The organism is Tistrella sp. (assembly GCF_002684955.1).
Lineage (GTDB): Bacteria > Pseudomonadota > Alphaproteobacteria > Tistrellales > Tistrellaceae > Tistrella > Tistrella mobilis.
Genome location: NZ_NYWI01000054.1, coordinates 20067 through 41733 on the forward strand (window position 1 = coordinate 20067; position 21667 = coordinate 41733).

The 21667-nt window shown below is 70.0% G+C and carries 27 protein-coding genes and 1 riboswitch; of the genes, 20 read left to right on the top strand and 7 right to left on the bottom strand.

The features are described from left to right. Window positions 1–86 precede the first annotated feature (86 nt). Entirely contained in the window at window positions 87–1115 is a 1029-nt protein-coding gene (locus tag CMO28_RS17655; RefSeq protein ID WP_296715617.1) for an aldo/keto reductase, read from the top strand. Here the strand turns inward: CMO28_RS17655 and CMO28_RS17660 are convergent. Then, window positions 1112–1639 carry a DUF488 family protein gene (locus CMO28_RS17660; protein WP_296715618.1) on the bottom strand — a complete coding sequence of 176 codons (528 nt, stop codon included), beginning with the start codon at window positions 1637–1639 and terminating at the stop codon, window positions 1112–1114. The genes CMO28_RS17655 and CMO28_RS17660 overlap by 4 nt on opposite strands. A gap of 132 nt (window positions 1640–1771) precedes the next feature. On the opposite strand from CMO28_RS17660, the gene CMO28_RS17665 reads away from it, so the two are divergent. The 3 genes from CMO28_RS17665 to CMO28_RS17675 are packed head-to-tail and all read left to right on the top strand — an operon-like array spanning window position 1772 to window position 4284. Continuing rightward, on the top strand, window positions 1772–2698 hold the full coding sequence (locus tag CMO28_RS17665) for an SMP-30/gluconolactonase/LRE family protein (protein ID WP_296715619.1): 927 nt from the start codon (window positions 1772–1774) through the stop codon (window positions 2696–2698). A 57-nt stretch (window positions 2699–2755) separates the two neighbouring features. Then, on the top strand, window positions 2756–3358 hold the full coding sequence (locus tag CMO28_RS17670) for a GNAT family N-acetyltransferase (protein ID WP_296715620.1): 603 nt from the start codon (window positions 2756–2758) through the stop codon (window positions 3356–3358). Then, window positions 3355–4284 carry a carbon-nitrogen hydrolase family protein gene (locus CMO28_RS17675; protein ID WP_296715621.1) on the top strand — a complete coding sequence of 310 codons (930 nt, stop codon included), beginning with the start codon at window positions 3355–3357 and terminating at the stop codon, window positions 4282–4284. Before CMO28_RS17670 ends, CMO28_RS17675 begins: the two co-directional genes overlap by 4 nt. A 1-nt stretch (window position 4285) precedes the next feature. Here the strand turns inward: CMO28_RS17675 and CMO28_RS17680 are convergent, their stop codons facing one another. The 3 genes from CMO28_RS17680 to CMO28_RS17690 all read right to left on the bottom strand — a co-directional run bounded on the left by CMO28_RS17680 (window position 4286) and on the right by CMO28_RS17690 (window position 5644). Next, the gene (locus CMO28_RS17680) at window positions 4286–4567 is read right to left on the bottom strand and encodes a hypothetical protein (RefSeq protein ID WP_014745983.1); all 282 of its coding nucleotides are present in this window, start codon (window positions 4565–4567) and stop codon (window positions 4286–4288) included. Between the two features lie 159 nt (window positions 4568–4726). Beyond that, window positions 4727–5053, bottom strand: a complete 327-nt coding sequence (locus CMO28_RS17685; RefSeq protein WP_296715622.1) for an Hpt domain-containing protein — start codon at window positions 5051–5053, stop codon at window positions 4727–4729. A gap of 39 nt (window positions 5054–5092) precedes the next feature. Next, entirely contained in the window at window positions 5093–5644 is a 552-nt protein-coding gene (locus CMO28_RS17690) for a DUF192 domain-containing protein (RefSeq protein WP_296715623.1), read from the bottom strand. A 326-nt stretch (window positions 5645–5970) separates the two neighbouring features. After that, window positions 5971–6079: riboswitch (TPP riboswitch) on the top strand. Here CMO28_RS17690 and CMO28_RS17695 point away from each other — a divergent pair. From CMO28_RS17695 to CMO28_RS17765, 15 genes are all read left to right on the top strand, one after another. Next, window positions 6077–6865, top strand: coding sequence for an ABC transporter ATP-binding protein (locus tag CMO28_RS17695; RefSeq protein WP_296715624.1), 789 nt, complete (start codon window positions 6077–6079; stop codon window positions 6863–6865). (Overlaps the previous riboswitch by 3 nt.) Beyond that, window positions 6862–7641 (top strand): ABC transporter permease, encoded by a 780-nt coding sequence (locus CMO28_RS17700; protein ID WP_062762474.1) that lies wholly within the window; start codon window positions 6862–6864, stop codon window positions 7639–7641. Before CMO28_RS17695 ends, CMO28_RS17700 begins: the two co-directional genes overlap by 4 nt. Before the next feature lie 40 nt (window positions 7642–7681). Then, entirely contained in the window at window positions 7682–8653 is a 972-nt protein-coding gene (locus CMO28_RS17705) for an ABC transporter substrate-binding protein (protein WP_197465078.1), read from the top strand. 319 nt (window positions 8654–8972) lie between these two features. Then, a complete protein-coding gene (locus tag CMO28_RS17710) occupies window positions 8973–9446 on the top strand; it encodes a Na+/H+ antiporter subunit E (RefSeq protein WP_296715625.1) in 474 nt (157 codons plus the stop codon). Then, entirely contained in the window at window positions 9446–9769 is a 324-nt protein-coding gene (locus CMO28_RS17715) for a monovalent cation/H+ antiporter complex subunit F (RefSeq protein ID WP_062762472.1), read from the top strand. Before CMO28_RS17710 ends, CMO28_RS17715 begins: the two co-directional genes overlap by 1 nt. Next, window positions 9766–10122: a monovalent cation/H(+) antiporter subunit G gene (gene mnhG / locus CMO28_RS17720; RefSeq protein ID WP_062762470.1), complete on the top strand. Its 357-nt coding sequence runs from the start codon at window positions 9766–9768 to the stop codon at window positions 10120–10122. The genes CMO28_RS17715 and mnhG overlap by 4 nt, the downstream gene beginning before the upstream one ends. Continuing rightward, window positions 10119–10727 (top strand): DUF4040 domain-containing protein, encoded by a 609-nt coding sequence (locus CMO28_RS17725; RefSeq protein WP_296715626.1) that lies wholly within the window; start codon window positions 10119–10121, stop codon window positions 10725–10727. Before mnhG ends, CMO28_RS17725 begins: the two co-directional genes overlap by 4 nt. Further along, complete coding sequence (locus CMO28_RS17730) at window positions 10717–11142, top strand: Na(+)/H(+) antiporter subunit B (RefSeq protein ID WP_014745993.1); 426 nt, start codon at window positions 10717–10719, stop codon at window positions 11140–11142. Before CMO28_RS17725 ends, CMO28_RS17730 begins: the two co-directional genes overlap by 11 nt. A gap of 7 nt (window positions 11143–11149) precedes the next feature. Beyond that, a complete protein-coding gene (locus CMO28_RS17735) occupies window positions 11150–11713 on the top strand; it encodes a cation:proton antiporter subunit C (protein ID WP_228382222.1) in 564 nt (187 codons plus the stop codon). Next, window positions 11710–13197 carry a monovalent cation/H+ antiporter subunit D family protein gene (locus CMO28_RS17740; RefSeq protein ID WP_296715627.1) on the top strand — a complete coding sequence of 496 codons (1488 nt, stop codon included), beginning with the start codon at window positions 11710–11712 and terminating at the stop codon, window positions 13195–13197. The genes CMO28_RS17735 and CMO28_RS17740 overlap by 4 nt, the downstream gene beginning before the upstream one ends. A 4-nt stretch (window positions 13198–13201) precedes the next feature. Then, a complete protein-coding gene (locus tag CMO28_RS17745; RefSeq protein WP_296715628.1) occupies window positions 13202–14719 on the top strand; it encodes a proton-conducting transporter membrane subunit in 1518 nt (505 codons plus the stop codon). Beyond that, window positions 14716–14955: a hypothetical protein gene (locus CMO28_RS17750; protein ID WP_296715629.1), complete on the top strand. Its 240-nt coding sequence runs from the start codon at window positions 14716–14718 to the stop codon at window positions 14953–14955. The genes CMO28_RS17745 and CMO28_RS17750 overlap by 4 nt, the downstream gene beginning before the upstream one ends. After that, complete coding sequence (locus CMO28_RS17755) at window positions 14945–16669, top strand: proton-conducting transporter membrane subunit (RefSeq protein ID WP_296715630.1); 1725 nt, start codon at window positions 14945–14947, stop codon at window positions 16667–16669. The genes CMO28_RS17750 and CMO28_RS17755 overlap by 11 nt, the downstream gene beginning before the upstream one ends. Window positions 16670–16866: 197 nt before the next feature. Further along, window positions 16867–17421 carry a GNAT family N-acetyltransferase gene (locus CMO28_RS17760; protein ID WP_296715631.1) on the top strand — a complete coding sequence of 185 codons (555 nt, stop codon included), beginning with the start codon at window positions 16867–16869 and terminating at the stop codon, window positions 17419–17421. Between the two features lie 68 nt (window positions 17422–17489). Continuing rightward, on the top strand, window positions 17490–18863 hold the full coding sequence (locus tag CMO28_RS17765) for a hypothetical protein (RefSeq protein WP_296715632.1): 1374 nt from the start codon (window positions 17490–17492) through the stop codon (window positions 18861–18863). Between the two features lie 27 nt (window positions 18864–18890). On the opposite strand, the gene CMO28_RS17770 is transcribed toward CMO28_RS17765, so the two are convergent. Continuing rightward, window positions 18891–19259: a DUF4870 family protein gene (locus CMO28_RS17770; RefSeq protein ID WP_062761445.1), complete on the bottom strand. Its 369-nt coding sequence runs from the start codon at window positions 19257–19259 to the stop codon at window positions 18891–18893. A 155-nt stretch (window positions 19260–19414) separates the two neighbouring features. On the opposite strand from CMO28_RS17770, the gene CMO28_RS17775 reads away from it, so the two are divergent. Continuing rightward, window positions 19415–20338 carry a ChaN family lipoprotein gene (locus CMO28_RS17775; RefSeq protein WP_296715633.1) on the top strand — a complete coding sequence of 308 codons (924 nt, stop codon included), beginning with the start codon at window positions 19415–19417 and terminating at the stop codon, window positions 20336–20338. A 4-nt stretch (window positions 20339–20342) separates the two neighbouring features. On the opposite strand, the gene CMO28_RS17780 is transcribed toward CMO28_RS17775, so the two are convergent. Both CMO28_RS17780 and arfB read right to left on the bottom strand, forming a co-directional pair. Beyond that, window positions 20343–21062 carry a QsdR family transcriptional regulator gene (locus CMO28_RS17780; protein WP_296715634.1) on the bottom strand — a complete coding sequence of 240 codons (720 nt, stop codon included), beginning with the start codon at window positions 21060–21062 and terminating at the stop codon, window positions 20343–20345. 111 nt (window positions 21063–21173) lie between these two features. Further along, window positions 21174–21617 (bottom strand): alternative ribosome rescue aminoacyl-tRNA hydrolase ArfB, encoded by a 444-nt coding sequence (arfB, locus tag CMO28_RS17785; protein ID WP_014746008.1) that lies wholly within the window; start codon window positions 21615–21617, stop codon window positions 21174–21176. Window positions 21618–21667 lie beyond the last annotated feature (50 nt).

A 21667-nucleotide genomic window follows, 5' to 3' on the forward strand; every position in this document is an offset into this window, starting at 1 on the left:
AGACTGGATATGACTACACGATTTTCATGACGCTTTCACCGGAGGAGGATCAGCTATCGGATCCGTTATCGGGAAAGGCCCCGCTCATGCAGTACACGACCCTCGGCCAGAGCGGCCTCGTCGTCTCGCGGCTCGCCTTCGGCACCATGACCTTCACCGCCGGCAATGCCGACATGCCCTCGGTCTACAAGACCGGCACGGCCGCGGCCGAGGCGATGATCGGGCGGGCGATCGATGCCGGCATCACCCTGTTCGACACCGCCGACGGCTATGCCGGCGGCGAGAGCGAGACCATGCTCGGCCGTGCGCTCGGGGCCCATCGCGACCAGGTCGCCATTGCGACCAAAGTCGGTTTCCGCAACGGCCCGGCCCTCGACCGTCAGGGCCTGTCGCGCCGCCACATCCTGCGGTCGATCGATGAAAGCCTCACCCGGCTCGGCATCGACCGGGTGGAGCTGTACATCGCCCACCGCGAAGACCCGCACACGCCGCTGGAAGAAACGCTGGACGCGCTCGATGCCGTGGTCCGTGCCGGCAAGGCGCTCTATCTCGGCGTCTCCAACTGGCAGCCCTGGAAGATCGCCGCGGCGCTGGAGATCCAGCGCGCCCGCGACCTTGCGCCGTTCACCCACGCCCAGATGCACTATTCACTGCTCGGCCGCGACATCGAGCGGGATTTTCTGCCGATGGCCGCCCGCTACGGCCTGGGTCTCACGGTCTGGAGCCCGCTGTCGGGCGGCTTCCTGACCGGCAAATACGATCAGGGCCGCCTGGACCGGGCCGATGGCCGGCTGTCGGGCTTCGACCTGCTGCCCTTCGACAAGGCGCGCGGCTTTGCCCTGCTGGAGGTGATGCGGCCGATCGCGGCAGCCCATGGGGCCAGCCTCGCACAGCTCGCCATCGCCTGGCTGCTGGCCCGGCCGGGCGTCTCCAGCGTCATCCTGGGGGCGAGCCGCCAGGACCAGCTGGACGACACCATCGCCGCCGCCGGCCTGCGCCTGTCCGCGGACGAGATCGCGGCGCTCGATACCGCCACGGCCCTTGCCCCGGTCTATCCGCACTGGTTCATCCAGGGCCTGGCCGATGCGCCGATGGCAGCGGCACTTGCAGGCTAGCTGCCGAAAAGATCGCCAATTGCGGCCGGGGCCGGACGGCTGCGGGCCAGGCGTTCCAGCGCCGCCCCGTCGCTCTCGGCCCCGCCATCGGGCGTCAGATGCACCAATTGCGCCCCCGCCGCCCTCAACAGCGGCGAGACCAGATGGAAGCGATGGCAGTCCAGCGGGTCGCGTTCGGCACACATCAGCGCGATGCGATGCTGGCGGGCGCCGTGGAGCAGGCGGGCGATGCCGCGCGCCCGCGCCTCGGCAAGCCGCTCCGGATCGGCATCGGCGGGCGGCCGGCCGCCCAGCTCGGCCCCCAGCGGCACATGGGCGATGCCGGCCGTCTTCAGCGCCGCCGCCAGCGGCCGGGCCCCGAATTGCGGATGACGCCGGGACCACGGAACCGAGCGCAGATCGGCCACGGCCGTGATCTCCGCCGCCCGAAGCAGGGCGACGAAGCGGTCGATCGGGTGGTCGGAATGGCCGATGGTCCAGAAGACCGGCCCGGCCACGCCAGTGTCATCGGTGGGCGTCTCCATCGGGCCATCATGATCCGCCCGGCCCACGGCTGCAATTCCGCAGACCGGCCATCGGACAGACCGGCCGCGCGGTGCAGTGCAGATCGCGCTAGGCTTCGCAAAACACACGAAGACCACCCAGGAGGATCGCCCATGTCCGAGACCCCCCCCGTCACCCTGCTCGCCGAAGGTCTGGCCTTCCCCGAGGGGCCGGTCGCCATGCCCGACGGCTCGGTGATCCTGGTCGAGATCGCCGCCGGCCGCATCACCCGGGTGATGCCCGATGGCCGCAAGCTGACCGTGGCGGAGCCCGGCGGCGGCCCCAATGGCGCCGCGATCGGCCCCGACGGCATGCTCTATATCTGCAACAATGGCGGCTTCGAATGGACGGTCGACAAGGGCTTCACCAAACCCGCCGGCACGCCCGCCGACTGGTCGGGCGGGCGGATCGAGCGGGTCGATCCCGAGACCGGCAAGGTCGAGGTGCTCTATACCGAAAGCGATGGCCGGGGCCTGCGCGGCCCCAACGACATCGTCTTTGACGATCAGGGCGGGTTCTGGTTCACCGATCTGGGCAAGACCTTCCACGACCGGACCGATCACGGCGCCATCCACTACGCCAGGGCCGACGGCTCGCTGATCCGCACCGCCGCCTGGCCGGTCAGCAACCCGAACGGCATCGGCCTCTCGCCCGACGGCCGCACGGTCTATGCCGCCGAGACCACCACCGGCCGGCTCTGGGCCTGGACCATCACCGGCCCGGGAGAACTGGCGCCGCAAAGCTGGCCCGAGGTCGAGCATCCGCGGCTGATGGGCCCGGCTCCCGGCTTCCGGCGCTATGACAGCCTGGCGGTGGAAGCCTGCGGCAATATCTGCGTCGCCTCGCTGCGCATCGGCGGCATCGAGGTCTATGCGCCCGACGGGCCGGTGATCGATTTCGTGCCCTTCGACGACCCCTACACCACCAATATCTGTTTCGGCGGCCCCGGGCTGAAGACCGCCTATGTCACCCTGTCGGGCACCGGGCGGCTGGTCAGCCTGCCCTGGCCGCGGGCGGGGCTGAAGCTCGCCTATGGTTGACGGGCGGGGTGCCGCAAGGCTATCGGGAGGGTGAGCCGAGCTGACGAAGGGGCCGCCATGTCCGCCGCGATCCATATCGAAAGTCTGACCGGCCGGGCGCTGCACGACCGGCTCGACGATCTGGCGGCCCTGCGCATCGCCGTGTTCCGCGACTGGCCCTATCTCTATGACGGCGACCTCGACTACGAGCGCCGCTATCTCGCCACCTATGCCGAGGCCCCGGGCAGCGTGATCGTGGCCGCGATCGAGGTGGCGACCGGCCGGGTGGTCGGCGCCGCCACCGGCCTGCCGATGCGCCACGAGCCCGAAACCCTGGCCGGCCCCATGCGGCAGGCGGGCTACGACATCGACCGGCTGTTCTATTTCGGCGAGTCGGTGCTGCTCGCCCCCTGGCGCGGCACCGGGATCGGCGTCGGCTTCTTCAACGCCCGGGAAGCCCATGCCCGGGCGCCAGGCAGGATGAGCCATGCCTGTTTCTGCGGCGTGGTCAGGCCCGACGACCACCCGCGCCGCCCGGCGGGCTTCGTGCCGCTCGACGGGTTCTGGCGCCGCCGGGGCTATGAACCCGTGGCCGGCGCGGTGGGGGAAATCTCGTGGCGCGACCTGGACGAGGCCGAAGAGACGGCCAAGCCCATGCAGTTCTGGGCGCGCGCGCTTTGACCGGCATCACCGCACGTCCCGCCCGCGGCCGCAGCGCCCCGGCACTCGGCCCCGAGCGGATCACCGTCGCCGTGGCCGCCTGGCCGGTTGCACGGCCCGACAGTCTTCAGGCGCTGGACGCACGTCTCGACCAATGGCTCGGCCAGGCCGTGGCCGGCGGCGCCGAGCTGGCGGTGTTCCCCGAATATGGCGGCATAGAGGCGGGGGTGCTCTCGCCCCGCTGGCGACCCGGCGACCTCGCGGCGGATATCGATGCCGCCTCGGACATGGCCGGGGTCTGGCTGGATCTGCACCGGCGGCTTGCCCGCCACCACCGCATTCATCTGCTGACCGGCAGCCTGCCGGTGCGCGATCCGGCCCATGGCCTGCCGGTCAACCGCTGCTGGCTGGTGGCCCCCGACGGCAGCGCCGCGCATCAGGACAAGCGGATGATGACCCGGTTCGAACGGGAAAGCTGGGGGATCGGCCCGGGCGATGCCCGGCGGGTCTTCGACACCGCCATCGGCACCATCGGCATCGCCATCTGCTATGACGCGGAATTCCCGCTGGAGGTGCGCGACATGGTCGCGGCCGGCGCCGAAATCGTGCTGGTGCCCAGCTGCACCGACAGCGCCGCCGGCTATCACCGGGTGCGGGTCGCAGCCCGGGCGCGGGCGCTGGAAGGCCAGTGCTTCGTGATCCAGTCCCCCACCGTCGGGGTGGCCGACTGGCCGGAAGCGGTGGATGTGAACCGGGGGGCGGCGGGCATCTTCGCGCCGCCCGATCGTGGCCTGCCCGATGACGGGGTGGTGGCGCAGGGCGGGCTCGATCAGCCGGGCTGGACCATCGCCACGCTCGATCTCGGCGCACTCAGGCGGGTGCGGGCCGACGGACAGGTGCTGCCGCTCCGCCATTGGGACGAGCAGGCATCCGCCGGCCGGGCATGATCTAGTCGGCTTCCGCCTCGATCCGCGCAACCACCGGGCTCGCGCGAAGCGCCTCCACCAGTTCGGCCGTGCAGGCGACCGGCACCATGCCGAAGGCGGTGGGCGGCCCGATCCAGACCAGATGATCGGCCAGGCCGAGACGCTCGGCCTCTGCCTGCAGGCCGCGGGCACGGCGGGCGGTATCGGCGGCGGCGGCGGCGAGCCCTCGTCCGGTCGACGGGGTTTCCGTCGCCGCCAGGGTGATCAGATAGCGTCGGGTTCCGGCCGGCTTGGGCGGCGGCATGGGCATGGGTCCTCGGGAGGGTCTTGGTCCGCAGGGAGGGCGGCAGGCTGGTGCCGCCGCGGACCAGCATATGGCATCTTCCGCGTCCGGGGGTAAGACCATGTCGGTGACATCGCGCCGTCACCGCGAGATTGGCGCGGCGAGTTTGGCGCGGCGGAATCAGGGCCGGTTGCGGAACACCGCCCGGCTGTGCTCGAACAGATGACGGATGGTGTGCAGCGCCGCCGCCCGGGCGGCGGCATCGGCTGTCGCCAGCGGCTCGGCCGCGGCCAGTTCTGCGGCAAGCGCCCTCGCCCCCAGATTGGCGGCAGACCCCTTGAAGCCATGGGCCGCGCGCCGCCAGGCCTCGCCGCCCGCGCCAAGGGCTGCCTCCAGCGCCGTCAGATAATCCAGCGCCCCGGCTTCGAACAGGCCGAAGACCTCGTCTTCGAGATCCCGGTCGCCGAGGGTATAGGATCTGAGCTGATCGAGGTCGAAGATCTCCACCGGCATCTCCTTCACCGGCATTCTCTCTGGGGCTGGCGATCAGTCGAGCGGGAATTCCGCATGCACCACCGTGTCGCCCGGGCGGATGCCGAGCAGCCGGGCGGTGCCGGCATTCAGCTCCAGCACCGCACGTGCGGCATGCTTGGAGCCGATCGGCGTGTCGGTCAGCGGCACGGTATCGGCCGCGATGTCGACCACCACGCCCTCGGCATCCAGGAACAGCATATCGAGCGGCACATAGGTGTTGCGCATCCACATGGTCGGCTGGCTGCCCTCGGGGAAGACGAACAGCATGCCGCGATCGGCGTCGAGATCGGAGCGGAACATCAGCCCCATGGTCCGCGCCTCGTGCGAGCGGGCGACCTCCACCCGGAACATGCGCGCCTTGCCGCCCTCGGCCGGCCGGATCGCCAGCGGCTCCAGCGGCTGTTCCGGCAGGGCCTGGGCCTGGATCACCGCGCTTGGCCAGGATCTCGCCGCCACCGCCGGCCAGGCCCAGGCGCAGTTGGCGGCCAGCATCATGGTTGCGATCAACAGACAGAGCGATGCCCGGTAGCCTCTGCGGCACCGGTTCAGGACCTGGTCCAGCATGCGCGTTCCTCGTCGGGGGCTCACGCGGCCGTTACCGTCGTCTGCCTTCCCAGGCATGCACCAGACATACCTCTGAAAGGCGGTCGTCGCGTCGGCCGTCGCGGCTTGGTGCGGTCGGGGGACGTGGCGGAGCCTGCACCGCAGCCCCCCTCGGGACGCAACGCCCGAAGGGCGCCCGGACCCTGGGATGACCGTGGTGCGTCTTCGGTCATACTCCTGCCCGGGCCTGCGCGCAACCGGAACGCTCAGGCCCTGCGAAAACACGCGCCTTACGCAAGGGATGCCATGGGATCTTGCACCCTGGATACCGCCGGTGCATAGTTCGGCCTTCACTTGGGGGGAGCCGCGGTGCGGCGGCTGAGAGGTTCCCGGTTCGGAACGACCCCTGAACCTGATCCGGTTCGCACCGGCGGAGGAACAAGTGCGCATGCCATGCCCGACGACATCCGTCCCCTCATCCATCCGCTGACCGCAGAGCCCGCGGCCCGGATGCAGGCGCCTGCCCTGCATCTCGCCGACGTCACCATCCGCCCGGGCGGGCGGCTTGTGACCGACGGGCTCTGCCTCGACATCGCCGCCGGCCGCATCACCGCCCTTCTGGGCGCCAGCGGCTCGGGCAAGACCACGCTGCTGCGCCTGATCGCGGGCCTCGATGTCGCGGGGCAGGAACGCGGCCGGGTTGCCGCCTCCGACGGCCGGCCGCTCGACGGCCGGATCGCCTGGATGGCCCAGCAGGACCTGCTGATGCCCTGGGCGCGGGTCATCGACAACGTCACGCTGGGCGACCGGCTGCGCGGCAGGAAAGCCGACCGTGTCCGCGCGCTCGACCTGCTCGACCGGCTGGGCCTGGCCGGCACCTCGGCGCTGCGCCCCGCGGCCCTGTCGGGCGGCATGCGCCAGCGCGTCGCCCTGGCCCGGACGCTGATGGAAGACCGGCCGGTGGTGCTGATGGACGAGCCCTTCGGCGCGCTCGATGCCGTCACCCGCCACGGGCTGCAGGATCTGGCCTGCCGCATGCTGCGCGGCCGCACCGTGCTGCTGGTGACCCATGATCCGCTGGAAGCGCTGCGCATGGGCGACGAGATCGTGGTGCTGACCGGCAACCCGGCCCGGCCGATGGCGGTCGCCGCCCCGCCCGGCCCGGTGCCGCGCCCGGTGGATGCCGCCGATCTGGGCGACCGGCTGGCCCGGCTGATGGCGGTGCTGGAGGTGCGCGCATGACCGGACAGGCTTCGGGCGCCTGGTGGCGCGGGCTGGTGGCGGTGGCCGGGCTGATCGCCGTCTGGTGGGCGGCCGTGCTCGCGACCGGGCTGCCGCCCTTCCTGCTGCCCGCCCCCGACCAGGTGGCGCAGGCGATCTGGACCAACCGGGCGCTGCTGGCCGATCACGCCGCGGTCACCGCGCTTGAAATCGCGCTCGGGCTTGGCGCCGGCACGGCCGTCGGCGTCACCTCGGCGCTGGCGATCGCCGGTGCGCCCAGGCTCGGCCGCTGGATGATGCCGGTGATGGTGGGCGCCCAGGCCCTGCCGGTCTTTGCGCTGGCGCCGCTGCTGACCCTCTGGTTCGGCTATGGCTATGCGCCCAAGATCGTGATGGCGGCGCTGATCATCTTCTTCCCCGTCGCCGTCGCCTTCCTGGACGGCCTCAGGCGGACCGAACCCGGCTGGCTCGACATGGCGCGGGTGATGGGCGCATCGCGGCGGCGCAGCCTGCTGCTGATCCGCCTGCCCGCCGCGCTGCCGGCCCTCGCCTCGGGGCTCAGGGTCGCGGCCGCGGTGGCGCCGATCGGGGCCGTGGTCGGCGAATGGGTCGGCTCGTCCGCCGGCCTCGGCTACCTGATGCTTCATGCCAACGGCCGGATGAAGACCGACCAGATGTTCGCGGCCCTCGCCGTGCTGGTCGTCCTGACCCTGGTTCTCTATCTCGTGGTCGACCGGGCGCTGCGCGCCGCCATGCCCTGGCAGGCGGATGCGCTCGACGGCGGCCAGCGCAGCTGACACCCCGCACCCATATCACCACTCCCGGAGGAGATGCCCCATGACGCAGCGTGTTGCCACGCGGCGCGGCATGCGCCGTCTGCTGGCCGCCACCCTGGTTGCCGCCACCGCCCTGGCGGCCCCGGCTGCCCAGGCGGCCGAAAAGCTGACCCTGCTGCTCGACTGGTATGTGAACCCCGACCATGCCCCCCTGCTGGTCGCCCAGGAAAAGGGCTATTTCGCCGAGGAAGGGCTGGAGGTGGAGATGATCGCCCCGGCCGATCCGTCGGATCCGCCCAAGCTGGTCGCCGCCGGCCGGGCCGATCTCGCCATCACCTATCAGCCGCAGCTGATCGCCATGGTGCACGAGGGTCTGCCGCTGAAGCGGGTCTCGACCCTGGTCGCCACCCCGCTCAACAGCATCATCACGCTGGCCGACGGCCCGGTGAAGACGCTCGCCGATCTGAAGGGCCGCAGGATCGGCTATTCGGTCGCGGGCTTCGAGGACGCGCTGCTCGGCCGCATGCTGGCCAGCGCCGGGCTCAGCGTCGACGACGTCACGCTGATCAACGTCAACTTCGCCCTCGCCCCCTCGGTGATGTCGGGGCAGGTGGATGCGGTGATCGGTGCCTATCGCAATGTCGAACTGGTGCAGATGGCGCTGGAAGGCCGCCCCGGGCGCGCCTTCCTGGTGGAAGAGCACGGCGTGCCGCCCTATGACGAGCTGGTCGTCGCCGCCCGCGCCGACAAGGCCGCCGATCCGCGCTTCGCCGCCTTCAACCGCGCGCTGGAAAAGGGCGTGCAGTTCCTGATCAACCACCCCGATCAGTCCTGGGAGCTGTACATCAAGGGCCGGCCCGAGATCGCGGACGAAGGCAACCGGAAGTCGCTGGAGGCGACGCTGCCGCGCTTCGCCCACAGCCCGGCCGCCCTCGATTACGGGCGCTGGCGCAATTTCGCCGCCTTCATGCACGAGGCCGGGCTGATCGACACCCCGAAGCCGGTCGAAGACTACGCCCAGGCCTGGCGTTGAGACGGTTCCCTTTCTCCTTTGATCAAGCCTGAAACGCCCGCTTGCGACCATGTGCCGCAAGCGGGCGTTGCCTTTACCACGCGCCGGGTCGGTCTCATGCTATGCCAAGGACTTATCGGACTTAATTCGTCCGGATTTCCTTGACCCGTCCCGGGTTTCCTGGGAAAAACGCGGGCCAGGGAGGACGCTGTTCGACGGGACGGACACGCGCTCTGCATGCGCCATCTCCGCTTTGCGTCCGGCTGAACACGACGTTCGGCCGCAGGCGCGCCGGCGCCTCCTTGCCGTCAAGGGGACCAACCACTCAGGGGAGACTGCGGTGGCGCGAGCCTTCGGCCTGTTTCTGGCACTGCTCACGACCTGGCTGCTGATGTCGGGCATTTACAAGCCGTTGATCATCGGCTTCGGCGTGCTGTCCTGCGCCTTTTCGGTGTGGATCGCACGCTGGCTTGGCATCCTGGACCGCGAAGGGGCGCCGCTCGGCATGCTGCCGCGTGCAATTCCCTACTGGTTCTGGCTGTCGGTCGAGATCATCAAATCGAACATCGACGTCTTCAAGCGCGTCTGGGGCCTGGCCCCGATCGATCCCGCCTGGGCCCGGGTGCCCACCAGCCAGACCACCGATCTGGGCCGGGTGATCTATGCCCAGTCGATCACGCTGACGCCCGGCACGGTCTCGGTCGACTTCGAAGGCGGTATGATCGTCGCCCACGCCCTGCATTCCAGCGCGCTGGAGGGGATGGGAGAAGGTGAGATGGACCGCCGCTGCACTGCGCTGGAGGGCCGTGTCTGATGTTCATCGCCGCCACCGCCGCTCTTGTCGTCGCCCTGGTGCTGGGCCTGGCCCGCGCCGTTCTGGGGCCCACCCTCTTCGACCGGGTGCTCGCCGCCAATGCCATCGGCACCAAGATCGTGCTGCTGCTGGCCGTGATCGGCTTCCTGACCGAACGCCCGCATTTCCTCGACCTGGCGCTGACCTATGCGCTGATCAACTTCATCGCCACCGTCGCGATCCTGAAGCTGCTGCGCCACCGCCATCTCCGCAGCCTGACCACCGAGGACGTGGCCGCCGACGAGATGGATGCCGCCGCAAAGCGCAAGGGAGGCCACGCATGACACTGGTCATCGACCTGATCTCGTGGGCCCTGATCCTGGGCGGGGCGCTGTTCGTGATCACCGGCGCCGTGGGCCTGGTGCGGATGCCCGATTTCTACACCCGGCTGCATCCGGCGGGCATGATCGACACCTTCGGCGCCTGGCTGATGCTGGCGGGCATGTGCGTCCAGGCCGGCTTCACCCTGGTCACCGTGAAGCTGATCATCATCGGCCTGTTCCTGTTCTTCACCTCGCCCACCGCCTCGCACATCGTCGCCAATGCGGCGCTGGTGTCGGGCATGAAGCCGACCGGCCGGCGTCTCGACACGCCCGAGCCGTCCTCTGCCGGTGCCCATCGGGAGACGCGCCCGTGATCGTCATCGGACCCTGGTCGATCCTGACCGCCGATCTGCTGAACATGGCCCTGCTGCTGATGCTGGCAGGTGTCGCGATCGCGATCGTGCGCACCCGCAGCCTGCTGACCGCGGTGCTGCTGCAAAGCGCCTATTCCCTGCTGATCGCCGCCCTCTGGATGGTGCTGGATGCCATGGACGTCGCCTTCACCGAGGCGGCGGTGGGTGCCGGCATCTCCACCGTGCTGTTCCTGGCCGCCCTGGTGCTGACCGGGCGGGAAGAGGATCGCGGCCACAACCCCGTGCTGCCGATGATCGCGGTGGTCGCAACCGGCGCCGCCCTGCTCTATGCCACGGCCGACATGCCGGCCTTCGGCGATCCCGAGGCGCCCGTCCAGACCCATACCGTGCCGCGCTATATCGAGGGCTCGGTCACTGAACACGGCATCCCCAACATCGTGACCAACGTGCTGGCCAGCTATCGCGGCTACGACACGATGGGCGAGACGGTGGTGGTGTTCACGGCCGCTCTTGCGGTGACCATGATCCTGGGCGGCGGCGTGGCGGTGGCCCGCCGGCGCCGCAGCGGCCGCTACGACGAGGAGGGCACCTCTGATGATGCGTGATCATTATCTGATCCTTCGGGTCGTCTCGAAGGTGCTGATCCCGTTCATCGTGATGTTCGGGCTCTATGTGCAGTTCCACGGCGAATACGGCCCCGGTGGCGGCTTCCAGGCCGGCGTGATCATCGCATCCGGGCTGATCCTCTATGCGCTGATCTTCGGCCTGACCGACCGTCAGCGCGAGGGCATGCTTTCGGTCTGCCGGCTGCTGGCACCGCTGGGCGCGCTCTTTTTCGTCGGCACCGGTTTCGCGACCCTGTTCTTCGGGGGCAACTTCCTGGAATACGCCGCCTTCGCGCCGGCCGAGCCCAAGCTCGGCCTGCTCATCGGCATCATCGTGGTCGAACTGGGCGTGGGCCTGGCCGTCGCCGCCTCGATGATCCTGATCTTCTTCACCTTCTCGGAACGGCGGAGCTGAGGTGGGCGTGTTCGAGCATTTCAACTACTGGGTCGCCGTCTTCCTGATGATGACCGGCTTCTACACCGTGATCGCGCGGACGAACATGGTGAAGAAGCTGATCGGCCTCGGCATGTTCCAGACCGCCGTCTTCCTGCTCTACATCAGCATGGGCAAGATCCGGGGCGCCACCGCGCCCTATCTGGTCGACGGCGTGCCCTTTTCCGAAAACACCTACACCAACCCGCTGACCAGCGTGCTGATCCTGACCGCGATCGTGGTCTCGATCGCGACCACCGCGGTCGGCCTCGCGATCGTGGTGCGCATCCGCGAGGCCTACGGCACCGTCGAAGAGGACAAGACCATCGCCATGGACATGGCCGACGAGCGTGCGGAAGACGCCATGCCGCCGACCATCCGCGAGGCCAAGCGCCGGCTGGGCTGGCTGCCCCGCAGCGGCGCCCCGCGCGTGACGCCGCCTGAGCCCGCCAGACAGCCCGCCCGCGAGGCGGCGCCCCGGCCGCCCGCGCCCAAGCGCGGGCCCATGAGCCGCCGCAAGAGCGCGCCCCGCAAAGGGAAGGGCCGTCCATGAGCCTGGTCACCCATCTGCCGGCGCTCCAGGTTGCCACACCCCTGGTCGCCGCCCTGTTCGTGGCCATCGTCGGCCGGCGTAGCTTCGCCTATGCCGTGCTCGTTCTGGTCAGCCTGGCGAGCTTCGCCAGCGCCGTCACCCTGACGATCGAGGTGCTGAACCAGGGGCCGATTTCCTACGAGATGGGCGGCTGGGCGCCGCCCTGGGGCATTGAATACCGCATCGATCTGCTGACCTGTCTGGCCCTGCTGCTGGTCTCGGGCATCGCCGCGATCTGCGCCCCCTACGCCCCCGCCTCGATCTCGGCCGAAATCCCCGACAAGCGCATCCCGTCTTTCGTCGCCATGTATCTGCTGGCGCTCGCCGGCCTGTCCGGCATGGTGGCGACGGGCGATGCCTTCAACATCTACGTCTTCATCGAAATCACGTCGCTGTCGACCTATGCGCTCGTCGCCATGGGGCCGGACCGGCGCGCCCTGTCGGCCGCCTTTCAGTATCTGATCATCGGCACCATCGGCGCGACCTTCATCCTGATCGGCATCGGCCTGATCTACATGATGACCGGCACGCTCAACATCGCCGATCTGGCCCAGCGCCTGCCGGCGGTCGAAGGCAGCCGGGTGGTGGTCGCGGGCTTCGCCTTCCTGGTCATCGGGCTTGCGATCAAGATCGCGCTCTTCCCGCTGCATGTCTGGCTGCCCAACGCCTATGCCTTCGCGCCCTCACTGGTCTCGGCCTTCCAGGCGGCGACGGCGACCAAGGTCGGCATCTATGTGCTGCTGCGCTTCGTGGTCTCGGTCTTCGGTGCGTCCTATGCCTTCGAGGCGATGCCGCTCGGCTGGACGCTGATCCCGTTTGCGGTGCTGGCGATGTTCGCGGGCTCGCTGGTCGCGATCTTCCAGGTCGACGTCAAGCGCCTGCTCGCCTATTCCAGCGTCGCTCAGATCGGCTACATCATGCTGGGTCTGGCACTGGGCAATCAGCACGGCATCTCTGCCGCGCTCATCCACCTGATCAATCACGGCGTGATGAAGGCCGCCCTGTTCCTGGCGCTGGGCCTGATCGCGGTCCGCCTGGGCGGCACGCGGCTTGAACATCTGCAGGGGCTGGGCCGGACCATGCCGGTCACCGCGGCCGCGATCGTGATCGGCGGGCTCAGCCTCGTCGGCGTGCCGCTGACCTCGGGCTTCATCAGCAAATGGTATCTGGTCTCGGCGACGCTCGATGCCGGCATGTGGCCGCTGGCCGTGCTGGTGATGGCAAGCTCGCTGCTCGCCGTGATCTATGTCTGGCGCCTGGTCGAGACGATGTATTTCCGCGCCCCGGTCGAAGGCGCCGCCGAGGCCTGCGCGGGCCCGTCCAACCCCTGGCTGGCCTGGCCTGCCTGGTTTGCGGCGGCGCTCTGCATCTATCTCGGCATCGACACCAGGGCAACGGCCGGGCTTGCCGAGCTTGCGACCCGCGCGCTGATCGGGGGGGCCTGACGCCATGACGCCTGAATTCCTGCTCGTCGCGTCGCTGCTCTCGCCGGTCGCGGGTGGCATCCTGATCCTTGCCGCCGGCCGCTCGCCGGGCGCGCGCGACATCCTGATGGTGGCGGCGGCGGTGGTTACCGCCGTCTTCACCCTGATGCTGGCGGCCCAGGTGCTGGACGGCGCCCGGCCCGTGCTCACCCTGCATCAGCTGATGCCCGGCCTGCCGATCGGCTTTGCGGTCGAACCGCTGGGCATGATCTTCGCCGCCGTCGCCGGCACGCTCTGGCCGATCACCGCGGTCTATTCGATCGGCTATATGCGCGGCAATCACGAGGCGCATCAGACCCGCTTCCATTTCTGCTTCGCGCTGGCGATCGTCAGCGCGCTGGCGCTCGCCTATTCCGACGGCCTGCTGTCGATGTTCATCGCCTACGAGGTGCTGACGCTGTCGACCTATCCGCTGGTCACCCATTCGGGCACCAAAGAGGCGATGAAGGCCGGCCGCACCTATCTGGGCATCCTGCTCGGCACCTCGATCGGCTTTCAGCTGACCGCGATCATCGGCGTCTATGTCCTGGCCGGCACCGTGGCCTTCACCGCCGGTGGCGTGCTGCCCGATGGCCTGTCTCCCGCGCTGCTCGGCCTGCTGCTCGGACTCTTCGCCTATGGCATCGGCAAGGTGGCGCTGATGCCGCTGCATGCCTGGCTGCCGGCGGCGATGGTGGCGCCCACCCCGGTCTCGGCCCTGCTGCATGCGGTGGCGGTGGTCAAGGGCGGCGCCTTCGCGGTGGTCAAGGTCGTGGCCTATACGCTGGGCGCCGACCGGCTGTCCGCCGCCGGTGCCAATGACTGGCTGGTCTGGGTGGCGTCGGCCTCGATCGTGATTGCCTCGTCCATCGCGCTCACCCAGGACCATCTGAAGCGCCGGCTCGCCTATTCGACCGTCAGCCAGCTGGCCTATGTGACGCTGGCGGCGGCCATCATGGCGCCGCTGTCGCTGGTGGGGGCCGCCATGCACATCGCGGCCCATGCCGTCGGCAAGATCACCCTGTTCTTCGCCGCGGGCTCCATCCACACCGCCGCTCACAAGGACTATGTCAGCCAGCTGGACGGCATCGGCCGGCGCATGCCATGGACCATGGGTGCCTTTGCCCTCGCCACCCTGTCGATGATCGGCCTGCCACCCGCGGTCGGCTTCACCAGCAAGTGGTTCATCCTGGAAGGCGCGGTCTCGCGCGATCAGTGGATCGCGGTCGCCGCCCTTGGCGCCTCCACCCTGCTGAACGCGGCCTATTTCCTGCCAATCGTCTGGCGCGCCTTTTTCCGGGCGCCGGTTGCGGCGAAATCGGTGGGGGCCGCCGCCCCCCATGGCGGCGATGGCCATCATGATCACGGCGAGGCGCCGCTGCCGATGGTGCTGGCGATCCTGACCACGGCAGGGCTCACCTTCCTGCTGTTCCTCTACCCCGATCCCGTGCTTGCGCTGGCAGAGGCCATGGCCGGCACCGTCACACAGGGAGGCCTGCGTTGACCGGTCCCATTTCCCCAAGGCTGCAGAAAACCGGGCTTGCGGTTGCGGGCGCGGTGCTGATCCTGGCCGCGCTCGCCGAACTCGCCATCCATCGTCACGGCTATCTGAGCTTCGACGGGATCTTCGCCTTCCATGCCTGGTTCGGCCTGATCGCCGGCGGCGTAGCGGTGGTGGGCGCCCGTGCGATAGCGCTCGCCCTCGGCCGCCCCGAGGCGACGGAGGCGGATGATGACTGAGCCCGGTCTCTTCGCCACCCTGCCGCCGGCCGGCCTTCTGCTGCTCGGCGCCCTGCTCACCGCCCTTCTGCCCCGCGGGCTGCGCGCCCTGCCGGTGATCGCAAGCCCCCTCGCCGTGCTGGCGGTGGCCTGGCTGCTGCCCGACGGTGCCGGTGCCGCCCATGCCTGGCTCGATCAGGTTCTGGTCCCGGTCACCGTCGATGCCACCGGCCGGGCCTTCGCCACCATCTTCGCGCTCGCGGCCCTGGCCGGCGGGCTTTATGCCCTGCCCCGGGCCTCGACCACCGAACTGGTCGCGGCCCAGACCTATGGCGCGGGCGCGGTCGGCCTCGCCTTCGCGGGCGATCTGCTGACGGTGCTGGTGTTCTGGGAAGTGCTCGCCATCGGCTCGACCGTGGTGATCTGGGCCGCCGGCACCGAACGCGCGCGCCGGGCGGCGATGCGCTATCTGCAGATCCATCTGGCCGGCGGCATGATCCTGATGATCGGCATCGTCGGCCATATCACCGGCGGCGGCGCCAATACCCTCGCCGCCCTGACCGCCGATGTCGATGCCGGCAGCTGGGCCGCATGGTTCATCCTGGCGGGGGTGGTGATCAATGCCGGCGCCCCGCCGTTCTGGGCCTGGGTGTCCGACGCCTATCCCGAAGCCTCGTCCACCGGCATGGTGTTCCTGTCGGCCTTCACCACCAAGGCCGCGGTGCTGGTGCTGATCCGGCTGTTTCCTGGCACCGAGATCCTGGTCTGGACCGGCATCGTCATGGCCGCCTATGGCGCGCTTTATGCCGTCATCGAAAACGATCTCCGCCGGGTGCTGGCCTTCTCGATCGTCAGCCAGGTGGGCTTCATGGTCACCGCGGTCGGCATCGGCACGCCCCTGGCGCTGGCCGGCGCCTCGGCCCAGGCCTTCGCCCATATCCTCTACAAATCGCTGATGGTGATGGCCGCGGGCCACATGATCGCCGCCACCGGCAGGCGCAGGCTCGCCGATCTGGCCGGCATCGGCCGGGCCATGCCGCTCACCTGGGCGGCGCTGCTGCTGGGCGGGCTCGGGCTTGCCGCCGTACCGCTCACCGCCGGTTTCGTCTCCAAGGGCGTGATCCTCTCGGCGCTGGGCAAGGACGGCGCCGGCATCGCCTGGGCTGCCCTGGTCGGCATCGCGGTGGTCTCCACCGTCTATGCCGCGCTGAAGCTGCCTATGGTGCTCTGGGGCACCCACCGCATCCAGGGTGTCGGCCGCGGCGTCGGCGATCCGGGCGTGATGCAGATGCTCGCCATGGGTTTCATGGCGGCGCTGGTGGTGGGGATCGGCGTGGTGCCGGGCACCCTGCTCGGCATGTTCCCGGCCTCGGCCGATTATGCCGTCTTCACCGCCGACCATCTGATCACCCAGATCCAGCTGCTGGCCGCGACCGCCGTGATCTGGTTCGCGGCCGCTCCGCGCCTGGCACCGGGCCGGGGCACCACCCGGGATTTCGACTGGGTCTATCGCAGCTTCCTGCCGCGGCTGGCGGCGGAATTCGCCATCCATGGCGACCCGCTGCGCAGCGGTCTGGTGCGGCGGATCCGCCATCGGATCGATTTCGTGATGGCCGGCATCTTCCGCATCCACGGGCCGGAGGCGCCGCTGGCCCGCGACTGGCCGACCGGCGGCACCGTGCTCGGGATCACCGTGATGCTGGGCCTCTGTCTGGTGGTCTATTACGCCGCCTGACCGTCCGGGTCTCGCTGTTCCCGACGCCCCGCCGATCCCGTCGGCGGGGCGTCGTCGTTTGGAAAACACCGTTTGCAAAGCCGCCATGCCGCCGCCGCGCTGGTCGAAGGTGGCCTCCGGGCGCTAAGGTTTGCGAAAGGGTCGGTGCCGTATCATCCGCAGGCCCCCCTCACATCGACATGCACAGAGCATCCGTCATGCTGCGTCCTGCACGCCCCACCGACGCCGCCGCAATCGCCGACCTCGTCGCCATGGCCGATCCCAAAAGCATCGGCGGGCTGACCGGGATCGAGGATCCGGTTCAGGCAATGGAAGCCTTCCGCGCCCTGATCCGCGGCCGGTCAGGCATCGCCTCGCATCTTTATGCCCGCGTCTTCGAAGAGGCCGGCCGCCCGATCGGGGTGGTGGTGGCCTATCCCGGCCGCCTTGTCGTCGGCCCCTCGGTCCCGGCAGAGGCACGGGTGACCGAGGCCGACGAGTTCTATATCGACAATGTCGCGGTGTTCCCAGAACACCGCGGTCGCGGCATCGCCCGGCGGCTGATCGTCTCGGCCGAAACGGCAGCCCGCGGCAACGGCTTTCCCGCAGTCTCGCTGATCGTCGACGAGCGCAACCTCGCCGCCCGCGGGCTTTATGAAAAGCTCGGCTACGCGGTCTCGGGCCGGGCGGTCGTGCGCGGGGAAAGCTTCCACCGCATGCGCAAGCCGCTCGTCGCCGAGCAGACCGCGCCGCGCGCCGCGGCCCTCGCCTGATGAAGCCAGGCCCGGCACCAGAGCCCGGCGGCACGCGCATCTGGCCCCGGCGGACCCGGGCTGCCGCCATGGTCATGCTGGCCGCCGTGCCGCTGGTGCTGCTCGCCTGGCTGTTCAAGACACCGGGCTGGGGGCTGGCCGCAGGCATCGCGCTCGCCGCCTATCTCGCCCTCACCTGGCAGGATCTGCGCCGCCCCACAAGGCGGGTGGTCGGCGCCATGCTGGCGATCGGCTGGGCAGCACAGCTCGCCACCGGTGCCGGTCCCGAGGCGCTGATCCGCACGCTCTCGGCCAATGCCGTGGTCGGCGTGCTGATCGTCGCCTGCGGCCTGCTGGCGGTGCCGGCGGCAAGCCCGCGCTATGTCGCCGAACTCACCCGGCTGGTCTCGGGCACCCGGGGGCGCCGACCGCCGCTCGGCCGGCTGGCGCTGGTGTTCTGGACCGGTCATGTGCTGGGGGCGCTGCTCAACATCTCGGCGCTGTCGGTGCTGCTGCCGGCGCTGGGCGGTGCCCGGGCGCGCGACGGCCGGCTGATGCGCAGCCTGCATCGCGGCTTCGGCCTGGCCGGGTTCTGGAGCCCGTTCTACGCCACGGTCGCGATCGTGCTGATCGCCTATCCGGGGGCCGGCTGGTCGGGCCTGCTGGCCGCCACTTTGCCGATCATCCCGGCCGCCTTCCTGCTCGACATGGGGGCGGCGCTGCGCCATGGCCGCACCGCCCTTGCCCGCTCGGTCGAAACCGCCGTGCCGGAAGACGAGGCGCCCTCGCCATCGGGGCCGCGCCGGCGCGGGCCCTCGCTCTGGCTGGCGGCGGGGGGGCTCGCCGCCCTCGGCATCGGCCTCGACATGGTCATGCCCGGCCCGACGCTGGTCTGGGTGATCGTGGCGGCGTTGGTCGCCGCCCTGATCTGGATGATCTGGGCCAACGGCACCGCCGCCACCTGGGACCGGCTGATCCGCCCGCGGCTGATCGGCCCGCCGGGCATGACGCTTCAGGCCAATGAAATCGCGGTCTTCGCGGCGGCGGGGCCGCTGGCCGCCGGCCTGGCGGCGATCCTGGCGCCGGCGGCCGGCAATATCGCCGCCATCGCCGATGCCATGCCGCTCTGGCTCGCCATCCTGGCGGTGGAGTTCGTGATCTTCGGCCTGTCGCATCTGGGCGTGCACCCGGTGGCCTCGATCCTGCTGGTCGCAGGCGCCCTGCCCCCCGAAGTGGTGGCCGGCCGCGAGGCGGTCTTCGCGGGGGCCAGCCTCGCCGGCTATACCCTCACCCTGCTCGCCTCGCCCTTCAGCGTCACCGGCCAGGTCTTCGCCAGCCTGACCGGCGCCAGCCCCTGGAACCAGACCGTCACCCGCAATATCGGCTATGCCCTGCTGCTGGCGCTGCTCGCCGCCTTCTGGCTGGATCTGGGCGCGATGGCGCTGATCGGGGCGATCGGCTGACGGCCCGCGTCCCTCAACGGACCCTCGTCAACGGGGCCGCTGGCCGTCGCGCATCCGCAGCCAGCCGCGCACGAAGCGCCAGACCATCCAGATCCAGGTGATCCCCAGCACCACGAAGCCGATGAAGATCACGGTCAGGGCGGCGCCGATGACATTGGCGATCACGCCGAACCAGAAGGTCTCCACCAGATAGCGGTAATGCGCCCGCTCGGTGGTTTCGGTGTCGAGCATGAAGAAGCGGACATGGGCGATGATGCTGGCCACCACCAGCGGCAGGGCGGTCAGCATGCCCAGCAGATGCAGGCCGTAGGTCACGGTCAGCATCACCTCGGCCTGATGGGCGGTGCGGTCGTCCGCGCCCGGCCTGAGTTCGAATTTCGGTGTGCTCTGGACCATGCTGATCCGGGCTCCCTGCGATCGGTGTGGCGGCATCACGCGAAGCGCTTGGCTTTGCGGCCGCTTCGGGCGAAATGTAGGCATGGTCGCGAGCCATCGCCAGCGTCCCGATGCGTCAGCCCCTCAAACATGCCTCCGAGGAGCCCTCTCCGGCCATGTTCCTGCATACCCTCACCGCCCTCACCCTTGCCATGCTGATCGCCCCTGCGGCGCAGGCCGATGTACCGCCCGCCCTGCTCGATGCCGCCCGCGACGCAAAGGTCGTGCTGCTGGGCGAACGCCACGACCATGCCGGCCATCATCTGATGCAGGAAGAAACCTACCGGGCGCTGATCGCCACTGGCCACCGGCCGGCGCTGGTGATGGAGATGTTCAGCCGCGACGCCCAGCCGGCGATCGATGCGCTGCTGGCGGGCCTCGGCACCGCCCCCGATCAGCGGGCGTTCGATCTGGCGCTGGAGCAGATGCCGCAGATCTCGGGATTCACCGCCGGCGGCTGGCAGGACTGGGCCGCCTATCGCCCGATCGTGGCCGTGGCGCTGGAACACGGCCTGCCGGTCCGGGCAGCGGACTGGCCGCGGCAGACGCTGCGGGCCCTGGCCCTGGAAGGCTGGCAGGCCCTGCCGTCGGGCTTCGTTCAGCACTTCGCACTGGACGAGCCGGCGGAACCCGATGTCGAGGATGGCCTGACCCGCGCGATCGTGGAAGGCCATTGCGGCCATGCCCCCGGCGATGCGCTGGAAGGCATGGTCCGGGTGCAGCGGGCCCGTGATGCCGGCATTGCCGGCACGGCGCTCGACGCCCTGGCCGCGGCCGGGGTCGATCAGGCGCTGGTGATCGCAGGCGCGGGCCATGTCCGCCGCGATCTGGGGGCGCCGCTCTATCTGAAGGCCGCCGCCCCGGAACTGCCGATACTGACGGTGGGCCTGGCCGAGACCGGCGAGAGCGATGCCGCCCCCGATCTGCGCCCGGCCCGCGACGAAGAGCCGTTCGATCTCGTCTGGGTGGCAGAGGCCCAGCCGCGCGAAGACCCGTGCAAGGCCTTTGCCGACCAGCTGCGCAACATGAAGCGCCCCTGAGCCGTCACCCTGCCCGAGCGGCCGCCTCGCGTGCGGCTGCCGGGTCGAGCAGCAGCGAGGTGACGTCGAGCGAGGTCCGCAGGTCCCGCCGCGGCCCGCCCAGCAGATGGGCGTACATGAAGGCATCGCCCAGACGCACGATCGCCTCGGCCAGCACGGGGATCGGCAGCCAGGGGGTGAAACGGCCGGCGGCCTGTTCGGTCGCCATCACCTCGCCCAGCAGCCGGGCGGAGCGGGTCTCGATCGGCCCCATCGAGGTCGCGAGCCGGATGAACAGCAGTGGTTCGCGCTGCACGAAGATCTTGAGCGGCTCGGCATCGAGCACATCGGTCATGAACCGGTTGAGCAGCGCCACGATACCGGGCACGCCGGTCTCCCGGATGTCGCGCTGGGCGCGGCGGAAGCTGTATTCGGTGCGATCGGCCAGCACCAGCCCCAGCAGCCGGTCGCGGTTGCCGACCCGGCGATAGAGCGTCGCCCGGCCCACACCCAGTTCGACCGCCAGATCCGACATGTCGATCGCCTCGCCGCGGGTATAGCGGCGTACGGCCGCCTTCACCACCTCGGCCTCGGCGGTGTTGCGCGGGCGATCGTCTTCCAGCCCGCCTTCGGCCAGGCCCGGGGTCTTCGCGGCAAGGCCCGGCGTCTTCGCGGCCCGGCTGCGTGCCGGGGCCGTCTGCGCCGCCGACATGCGGCGGGATCGTGTCGGGGATGCGTCGTTCATCTATCCTGCCTGTGGTGGCCGCCGAAACGGGTCGTGGCACGCTGACCGAAATCGCGGCCGGTGCTGAGACAATGTATCACGAAACCGGGCCCGGCTGAAAACCGGCGACACTCAGTCGGCAACCGGGCGGCCGCGATTGCGCTTGATCGCCCCGCGCTTCGTCTTCTCGTCCATCCGCCGCCGCTTCGCGCCCAGCGACGGCCGGGTCGGGCGGCGCAGCGGGTCGCGGTGGCGGGCCTCGGCGATCATCCGGCGCAGCCGGTCCCGCGCATCCTCGCGATTGCGCTCGCGGCTGCGAAACCGGTCGGCGAGCAGCACGATATCGCCCTCGGCCGTCGCCCGGCTGCCGGCCAGCGCCAGCAGGCGGCGCCGGGTCTCGTCATCGCCCACGAACCGCGCCCCGGCCACCCGGAAGCGCAGACGGACGGCGGTCGACACCTTGTTCACATTCTGCCCGCCGGGCCCCGAGGCCAGCAGATAGCTCTCCTCGATCGCCGCCTCGTCGAGGCGGACGTTCCGGGCGGCGCGATCGAGATCATCTTCCCTGAGGCTCATGCCCCCAAAATGGCCGCAGGGGGTGCGGCATGCAAGTGATGCCGCACCCC

Excerpts from the sequence above, each read along its gene's own strand:
- CMO28_RS17760 (WP_296715631.1), top strand. The coding sequence starts at position 16,867 with ATGCTGCGTCCTGCACGCCCCACCGACGCCGCCGCAATCGCCGACCTC.
- CMO28_RS17700 (WP_062762474.1), top strand. The coding sequence starts at position 6,862 with ATGACCGGACAGGCTTCGGGCGCCTGGTGGCGCGGGCTGGTGGCGGTG.
- CMO28_RS17730 (WP_014745993.1), top strand. The coding sequence starts at position 10,717 with ATGATGCGTGATCATTATCTGATCCTTCGGGTCGTCTCGAAGGTGCTG.
- CMO28_RS17755 (WP_296715630.1), top strand. The coding sequence starts at position 14,945 with ATGATGACTGAGCCCGGTCTCTTCGCCACCCTGCCGCCGGCCGGCCTT.
- CMO28_RS17770 (WP_062761445.1), bottom strand. The coding sequence starts at position 19,259 with ATGGTCCAGAGCACACCGAAATTCGAACTCAGGCCGGGCGCGGACGAC.
- CMO28_RS17715 (WP_062762472.1), top strand. The coding sequence starts at position 9,446 with ATGTTCATCGCCGCCACCGCCGCTCTTGTCGTCGCCCTGGTGCTGGGC.
- CMO28_RS17765 (WP_296715632.1), top strand. The coding sequence starts at position 17,490 with ATGGTCATGCTGGCCGCCGTGCCGCTGGTGCTGCTCGCCTGGCTGTTC.
- CMO28_RS17690 (WP_296715623.1), bottom strand. The coding sequence starts at position 5,644 with ATGCTGGACCAGGTCCTGAACCGGTGCCGCAGAGGCTACCGGGCATCG.
- CMO28_RS17655 (WP_296715617.1), top strand. The coding sequence starts at position 87 with ATGCAGTACACGACCCTCGGCCAGAGCGGCCTCGTCGTCTCGCGGCTC.
- CMO28_RS17695 (WP_296715624.1), top strand. The coding sequence starts at position 6,077 with ATGCCCGACGACATCCGTCCCCTCATCCATCCGCTGACCGCAGAGCCC.
- CMO28_RS17705 (WP_197465078.1), top strand. The coding sequence starts at position 7,682 with ATGACGCAGCGTGTTGCCACGCGGCGCGGCATGCGCCGTCTGCTGGCC.
- CMO28_RS17680 (WP_014745983.1), bottom strand. The coding sequence starts at position 4,567 with ATGCCGCCGCCCAAGCCGGCCGGAACCCGACGCTATCTGATCACCCTG.
- arfB (WP_014746008.1), bottom strand. The coding sequence starts at position 21,617 with ATGAGCCTCAGGGAAGATGATCTCGATCGCGCCGCCCGGAACGTCCGC.
- CMO28_RS17745 (WP_296715628.1), top strand. The coding sequence starts at position 13,202 with ATGACGCCTGAATTCCTGCTCGTCGCGTCGCTGCTCTCGCCGGTCGCG.
- CMO28_RS17660 (WP_296715618.1), bottom strand. The coding sequence starts at position 1,639 with ATGGAGACGCCCACCGATGACACTGGCGTGGCCGGGCCGGTCTTCTGG.
- CMO28_RS17665 (WP_296715619.1), top strand. The coding sequence starts at position 1,772 with ATGTCCGAGACCCCCCCCGTCACCCTGCTCGCCGAAGGTCTGGCCTTC.
- mnhG (WP_062762470.1), top strand. The coding sequence starts at position 9,766 with ATGACACTGGTCATCGACCTGATCTCGTGGGCCCTGATCCTGGGCGGG.
- CMO28_RS17780 (WP_296715634.1), bottom strand. The coding sequence starts at position 21,062 with ATGAACGACGCATCCCCGACACGATCCCGCCGCATGTCGGCGGCGCAG.
- CMO28_RS17740 (WP_296715627.1), top strand. The coding sequence starts at position 11,710 with ATGAGCCTGGTCACCCATCTGCCGGCGCTCCAGGTTGCCACACCCCTG.
- CMO28_RS17670 (WP_296715620.1), top strand. The coding sequence starts at position 2,756 with ATGTCCGCCGCGATCCATATCGAAAGTCTGACCGGCCGGGCGCTGCAC.
- CMO28_RS17775 (WP_296715633.1), top strand. The coding sequence starts at position 19,415 with ATGTTCCTGCATACCCTCACCGCCCTCACCCTTGCCATGCTGATCGCC.